We start from the raw sequence: 6278 nt of genomic DNA on the forward strand, positions 1-6278 counted from the left end.
AGGCGCTATATCTCCACAATGCGCCTGGTCGATCTGCTGGACCTCAAGGACGTCGGCGACGACAGGTACGTCGCCGCCCCGCTCGACCACTCCTCGGGCGCCCGCGTCTTCGGTGGCCAGCTCCTCGCCCAGGCCCTGGCCGCCGCCGGGCGAACGGTTCCTGACGAACGTCGACCGCATAGTTTGCACGGATACTTCCTGCACCCCGGGAACCCCGACGAACCCCTCGAGTTCGAGGTGACGACCCTCCGGGAGGGACGGTCGCAGACCGTCCGTCAGGTAGTGGGAAGACAGCAGAGCCTGGGACGACAGGGCACCACCGAGGTCATCGCACTCACCGCCGCATTCGCCGGCGGCGGCTCGGCCTCCGGCCCGGTGCTCGAACACCAGCTCACGACGTCCCCGTTCACGAACTTCGACGACGTCGAACCACTCCCGGACACCCTCGAACGCACCGACGGCCGCCTCGACGACTGGTTCGCCCGCCGCATCCTGCCGAAACCGGTCGAACTGCGGTTCGTGGACCACCCCGCACGCGACCTCGTCTTCCGCGGCGAGAAACCCCCGCGCACCCAGCGGATCCTGATGCGCATCAAGGACCGGCTGCCCGACAGCCCGGTCACGCACGCGTGCGGGCTCGCGTACTTCTCGGACCTGTTCCTGCTCTCCAGCGCCCTCTACCCACACCAGGCGTCAGTGGGCGACCACGGCATGCTGGTCGCCAGCCTCGACCACACGATCTGGTTCCACGGCCCCCTCCGCGCCGACGAGTGGCTGCTCTACGTGCTGGACTCCGACTGGGCAGGCCAGGGCCGCGGGCTCTGCCAGGGCAAACTGTTCGACGCCACCGGGCGCCTGGTCGCCACCGTTCTGCAGGAAGGCCTGATCAAGCCGATCAGAAAGGCGTGATCCGCCCTTCCCTCGACGCCCGGTAGGACGCGGCACGCAGACCGGCCAGCGGCTGCGGCATCGCGAGCCCCGGCAACGCACGCCGGACCGGGTCGAACCCGAGGTCCGCGTCGCCGCGTCCGGTCCCGGCCAGCTCCAGCCGCGCGAACCGCCGCCACGGTCCGGTCGGCGTCGCGACCGCGAGGTGGAACGCGGGCCGGCCACCGCGTGCCGCCGCGGGGAACGCGGCCAGCAGCACGGGCCCCGCCGGCGCGCGGAACGCCACGATGCTGGTGTAGGTCGCGGCCCGGGCGCTGTAGCGCGGTCGCAGCACGTGCCGCCCGATCGGCGCCCGGCCTGCGGTGGAGAGCAGCAGGTCGGCGGGGTTCCCGTCGGGATCGATACGGACGGCGAGCCCCAGGACGTCCGGAAATGGACGTGGAAGACCCGCAGCACGGGAGAGCCGGACGACGGCGTCGTCCCGACCGGCGGTGTCGATCCAGGGGACGCCGATCGGGTTGGACAGACCGTCGCGGTGGACGACGCCCGGCACGACGGTACCGCGCGGATGCAGGGCCGGACGCGCCCGGAGGCGGGCGACGAGCCGGAACGCGCCGGAGACGCCCCTCGTGACCGTCGACGGGCGTGTCGGCGGCTCGGCGAGACGGGACCGGATCGGGGCGGTGAGGTACCACATGGCGGTCGGATACCCGCCCACGCGTGAGATCCACGCTGAACATCACTCATTCGCGCGGGATGACCGGGCACGGATCGGGCATGGAACGCGCCATGGAATCCGCAGACCTGGCCTACGCCGTCATCGGTGTGGCCGCGTTGCTCGCGGGCGTGCTGCCACGCCTGCTCGAGGGACGCCCGCTCTCCCTGCCCATCGCGTTCCTCGGCCTCGGCATGCTCGTGTTCGCGCTGCCGCTCGACCTCCCCTCGCCGGACCCGCGGGAACACGAGTCGATCACCACGCACCTGACGGAGGTCGGCGTCATCGTGGCGCTGATCGGCGCCGGGTTGAAGCTCGACCGGCCCCTGGGTCTGCGGCGCTGGTCGGTGACGTGGCGGCTGCTGCTGATCGCGATGCCGGTGACGATCGCGCTCACCGCGCTGCTGGGCTGGTGGTGGGCGGGGCTGGTGCCGGCGTCGGCGCTGCTGCTCGGCGCGGCGCTCGCGCCCACCGACCCGGTACTCGCCGCGGACGTGCAGGTCGGCGAACCGACCGACGAGGAGGATTCGGAGGACGAGGTGCGCTTCGGGCTCACCTCGGAGGCCGGTCTCAACGACGGACTGGCGTTCCCGTTCGTCTACGGGGCGATCGCGCTGGCGGGGACGGGATTCACGGCCGCAGCGTTCGGCGAGTGGCTCGCGATCGACGTCGGATGGAAGATCGTGGTCGGCGCCGTCATCGGGTTGGCCGCCGGGTGGCTGCTCGGCAAGCTGTTCTTCCGCGCCCGCTCGGAGAAGCTGCGGCTGGCCGACAACGCCGAGGGCTTCCTCGCGCTGGCGATCACGTTCCTGGCCTACGGCGCCGCGGAACTGGCGCACGGCTACGGGTTCCTCGCGGTGTTCGTCTGCGCGGTGTCGATCCGCGCCTCCGAGCGCGACCACGGCTACCACCAGGTGCTGCACGACTTCGCCGAGCAGATCGAGCGCCTGCTGACCGTGCTGCTGCTCCTGCTCTTCGGCGGCGCGGTGATCGACGGTCTGCTGGCGCCGCTGACCTGGCAGGCGGCGCTGGTCGGTCTCGCGCTGGTGTTCGGGCTGCGGCCGCTCGCCGCGTGGCTGTCGCTGCGCGGAACGACGGCCGGCAAGCGCGAGCAGTGGGTCATCGCGTTCTTCGGCATCCGCGGCATCGGGTCGCTGTACTACCTGGCCTACGCGGCCGGGCACGCCGAGTTCCCCGGTGCGGATCTGCTGTGGGCGACGGTCGGGTTCGTGATCCTGGTGTCGGTCGTCGTGCACGGGGTCGCCGCCACTCCCGTGATGCAATACCTCGACCGGGTGCGCGAGCGATCACAGCCAGCCACATCGAATCGTCCGCAAAACGTCCAAAACTAAGATCTCCTCAAGCACCCTCCACAAGAGGCAGTGACTGTGCGTGAATAGTTTCCGTTTACACCGACGTACCAAACGGAGGCTCATCGCATGGGAAGCATCGGGGCTAAGCGTCGCGTCCGCATCGCACTTGCGTGCGCGGGATTTGCGGCGCTGGCCGTAGCCGCCACACCGGCGGCCGCGTCCGCGGCCACTGCGTTACCGGACGCGGGCGGCGCGACGCTGGGCTACGGCCACCCGCACTTCACACTGCCCGAGGGTGCGCCGAAGCCGACGCAGCCAGCACGGATCCAGTCCGCCTACAAGGTCGTGAAGGGCACGCAGACCTACACCTGCGCAGCGGACGGCACGTGGGGCACCACGTCCACTCCGGAAGCGCAGCTGGTGCAGTACGACGGCCGGGGCCGGATCCACCACTACGCCGGTCCGCGCTGGACCGCGCGGGACGGGTCGACGATCCTCGGCAAGAACGACACCACGGCGGCCGTCCCGAAGCCGGGAACGATCGCGTGGCTCCGGCTGGACGTCGTCGCGCACGAGAACACCAAGCCCGGTGAGCTCGACAAGGTGACGTGGATCAGCCGGGTCAACACCACCGGGGGTGCGGTGCCGACCGGTACCTGCACGGCCGGCGAGACGAAGGCGGTGCCCTACGGCGCCGACTACGTCTTCTGGGTGCCGACGAAGTAGCGCTTCTTCACTGCCCCCGCTCTCGGGCGGGGGCAGTGGCGAACATCTTCTTCCCCCACCAATTCGCCAGCCGGGGATAGTTCGCGGGGACGAGCCGGACCAGCGCGTCGATCGCCCTGGCGTCGTTGCCGACCAGGACGCGGGGCTTTTTGGCTCGTACTCCGTCCAGAATGATTGCGGCCGCCTTGGCCGGATCCATCCGCAGCAGCGTGTCGGTGTACGTGCGGGTCCGCGCCTCCTGCTCGAGCGTGACCGTCTCGCCGCGGGCACGCGCCGCCGCCAACGCGGCCAGCGCGATGTTCGTCTTGACACCACCCGGGTGCACGACCGTCACGTCGACCGGGTGCCCGTCGCGCAGCATCTCCGACCGCAGCGTCTCGGTGAAGCCCCGAACGGCGAACTTCGACGTGCAGTACGCGGCGAGTCCCGCCTGCGCCAGGTATCCGTTCAAGCTCGAAATATTGACGACGTGACCCGCGCCGGACGCGATCAGGTGCGGAAGGAACTCCTTCGTGCCGTGGATGACACCCCACAGGTTGACGCCGAGGACGCGTTCGAACGAGCCGTAGTCGTCGTCGAGGATGCTCGGGGCGCCGTCGGCGATTCCGGCGTTGTTGTAGAGCTGGTGGACGACGCCGAAGTGGGTGGCGATCGTCGTCGCGTAGGCGGCTACGGCGGATCGGTCGCTGACGTCGAGGAGTTCGGCGTGGGCGTTCGTCGCTTCTGCTGTTTCGGCGAGGCCGACGCTGTTGACGTCGCTGATCGCGACGGTCGCTCCGCGTTCAGTCAGGGCAACCGCCAGAGCGCGTCCGATCCCCGATCCGGCGCCGGTGACGACAGCGACGGTGCCCCTCATCGGCTCGCCTCCGCGCGGTCACGTGCCCGGAACCGGAGGTCGGGGTCGGTCACCGGGCCGTTACGCAGCAGTTTGACGTCGGACCCGTAGTTCATCGACATCAGCCACGGACCGCGTAGGCCCTGTCTGGGCAGTTGATCCAGCGCCCGCTGGACGTAACCGGCGCCGAAATCCAGGAGCGGGCGCGTGGGGGCGTCCGGGTCGGGGCGCTCCGGCACGCAGATGTCGTAGCCGTGCCTACGCATGTGGAGCAGCAACCGGCAGAAGTGCTCGCAGAGGAGGCCGACCTTGAGCGTCCAGGAGGCGTTCGTGTATCCGATCGCGAACGCGAAGTTCGGCACGTCGGAGAGCATCATGCCCTTGAACGCGACGTGGTCCGGCAGGTGCACGGGCCGGCCGTCGACGCTGAGCGTGGCGCCGCCGAACGTCTGCAGGTTCAGGCCGGTGGCCGTGACGATGATGTCCGCCTCGAGTTCGCGGCCCGACGCCAGCCGGATGCCGGCTTCGGTGAACGTGTCGATCCGGTCGGTGACGACCGACGCCGTGCCTCTGCGGATCGACCGGAACAGGTCGCCGTCCGGGACCGCGCAGAGCCGCTGGTCCCAGGGCCCGTACGGCGGGTTGAAGTGCTCGTCGACCGGGAAGCCGGGCGGGAGCGCCTTGGTGTTCACCGCGCGGATGATCCTGCGCGCGGCCTTGGGATAGCGCTGGGCGAACTTCCAGACGCCGGCCTGCTTGGCGATGTTGAGGCGGCGGGTGATCGCGTACGCGCGGTGCTCCGGCAGGAGCTTGCGCAGGCGGTTCGCGAGCGCGTCCTGGGCGGGAACCGGCATGACGTAGGTCGGTGTGCGCTGCAGCATCGTCACGTGGTCTGCGGTCTCGGCCAGGGCGGGCACGAGCGTGACAGCGGTCGCGCCGCTGCCGATCACGACGACGCGCTTGCCGGCGTAGTCGAGGTCTTCGGGCCACTGCTGCGGGTGGATGATCTCGCCGCGGAACGTGTCGCGGCCCTCGAAGTGCGGGGTGTAGCCCTCGTCGTAGCGGTAGTAGCCGCTCGCGCAGAAGATCCAGTTCGCCGCGATCTGCAGCATTTCGCCGTCGTGGTCGACGTCGGCGACCCAGCGCGCGTCAGCGGTCGACCATTCCGCGTTGACGACGCGGTGGTGGAAGCGGACGTCCCGGTCGATGTCATGTTCCTCGGCGGTTTCGCGGAGGTACGCGAGGATCTTGTCGGCGCCGGCGATCGATTCGCGGTCGCGCCAGGGCTTGAACTCGTAGCCGAAGGTGTGCAGGTCGGAGTCGGATCGGATGCCCGGGTAGCGGAACAGGTCCCAGGTGCCGCCGGTGGCGCCGCGGGCCTCGAGGATCGTGAACTTGGCGCTGGGGACGTGTGTGCGTAGGTAGTACGCCGCACCGATGCCGGAGATACCGGCGCCGACGATCAACACGTCGACGTGTTCCATGACGAGACTCCCTACGGTCGCCGCGCTGCTTTCCCGTCGATCATCACCCGTGGAACCGCGCGGTACCACCTGCTTACGGCACTAATTCCCCGATCCGCCCCACCGCGAGCGCCCCGAGCCGCGCGCCGCCGCCCGGCAGGCGCGGGATGCCCGCCGGGCGCGGGAGCGCGGGAGCGCGGGAGCGCGGGAGCGCGGGAGCGCGGGAGCGCGGGAGCGCGGAGGCGCGGAGGCGCGGAGGCGCGGAGGCGCGGAGGCGCGGAGGCGCGGAGGCGCGGAGGCGCGGAGGCGCGGAGGCGCGGAGGCGCGGAGGCGCGGAG

At 70.5% G+C, this 6278-nt stretch carries 6 protein-coding genes and 1 pseudogene; 3 read left to right on the forward strand and 4 right to left on the reverse strand.

What is annotated here, in order from left to right:
* The first annotated feature begins 18 nt into the window (after positions 1-18).
* Positions 19-909, forward strand: coding sequence for an acyl-CoA thioesterase (locus tag ACGFY5_RS10870; RefSeq protein WP_392719391.1), 891 nt, complete (start codon positions 19-21; stop codon positions 907-909).
* Here ACGFY5_RS10870 and ACGFY5_RS10875 read toward each other — a convergent pair.
* Positions 896-1606, reverse strand: a complete 711-nt coding sequence (locus ACGFY5_RS10875) for a hypothetical protein (RefSeq protein ID WP_392719392.1) — start codon at positions 1604-1606, stop codon at positions 896-898. The genes ACGFY5_RS10870 and ACGFY5_RS10875 overlap by 14 nt on opposite strands.
* Positions 1607-1677: 71 nt before the next feature.
* On the opposite strand from ACGFY5_RS10875, the gene ACGFY5_RS10880 reads away from it, so the two are divergent.
* Together ACGFY5_RS10880 and ACGFY5_RS10885 are read left to right on the forward strand one after the other, a co-directional pair.
* Positions 1678-2955 carry a cation:proton antiporter gene (locus tag ACGFY5_RS10880; RefSeq protein ID WP_392719393.1) on the forward strand — a complete coding sequence of 426 codons (1278 nt, stop codon included), beginning with the start codon at positions 1678-1680 and terminating at the stop codon, positions 2953-2955.
* 87 nt (positions 2956-3042) lie between these two features.
* Positions 3043-3642 carry a DUF3455 domain-containing protein gene (locus ACGFY5_RS10885; RefSeq protein WP_392719394.1) on the forward strand — a complete coding sequence of 200 codons (600 nt, stop codon included), beginning with the start codon at positions 3043-3045 and terminating at the stop codon, positions 3640-3642.
* Positions 3643-3649: 7 nt separating this feature from the next.
* Here ACGFY5_RS10885 and ACGFY5_RS10890 read toward each other — a convergent pair whose 3' ends face one another.
* The 3 genes and pseudogenes from ACGFY5_RS10890 to ACGFY5_RS10900 all read right to left on the reverse strand — a co-directional run.
* The gene (locus tag ACGFY5_RS10890) at positions 3650-4498 is read right to left on the reverse strand and encodes an SDR family NAD(P)-dependent oxidoreductase (protein WP_392719395.1); all 849 of its coding nucleotides are present in this window, start codon (positions 4496-4498) and stop codon (positions 3650-3652) included.
* Positions 4495-5961, reverse strand: coding sequence for a flavin-containing monooxygenase (locus tag ACGFY5_RS10895; RefSeq protein ID WP_392719396.1), 1467 nt, complete (start codon positions 5959-5961; stop codon positions 4495-4497). Before ACGFY5_RS10895 ends, ACGFY5_RS10890 begins: the two co-directional genes overlap by 4 nt.
* Before the next feature lie 73 nt (positions 5962-6034).
* Positions 6035-6278 (reverse strand): annotated as a pseudogene (locus tag ACGFY5_RS10900) (SRPBCC domain-containing protein); the annotation flags it as partial.

Origin of the sequence: Cryptosporangium sp. NPDC048952, from assembly GCF_043197895.1 — a bacterium.
Lineage (GTDB): Bacteria > Actinomycetota > Actinomycetes > Mycobacteriales > Cryptosporangiaceae > Cryptosporangium.

What these genes read in the sequence shown, in the direction of transcription:
- ACGFY5_RS10870 (WP_392719391.1), top strand. Translation starts at nt 19, where the DNA reads ATGCGCCTGGTCGATCTGCTGGACCTCAAGGACGTCGGCGACGACAGG.
- ACGFY5_RS10880 (WP_392719393.1), top strand. Translation starts at nt 1,678, where the DNA reads ATGGAATCCGCAGACCTGGCCTACGCCGTCATCGGTGTGGCCGCGTTG.
- ACGFY5_RS10885 (WP_392719394.1), top strand. Translation starts at nt 3,043, where the DNA reads ATGGGAAGCATCGGGGCTAAGCGTCGCGTCCGCATCGCACTTGCGTGC.
- ACGFY5_RS10890 (WP_392719395.1), bottom strand. Translation starts at nt 4,498, where the DNA reads ATGAGGGGCACCGTCGCTGTCGTCACCGGCGCCGGATCGGGGATCGGA.
- ACGFY5_RS10895 (WP_392719396.1), bottom strand. Translation starts at nt 5,961, where the DNA reads ATGGAACACGTCGACGTGTTGATCGTCGGCGCCGGTATCTCCGGCATC.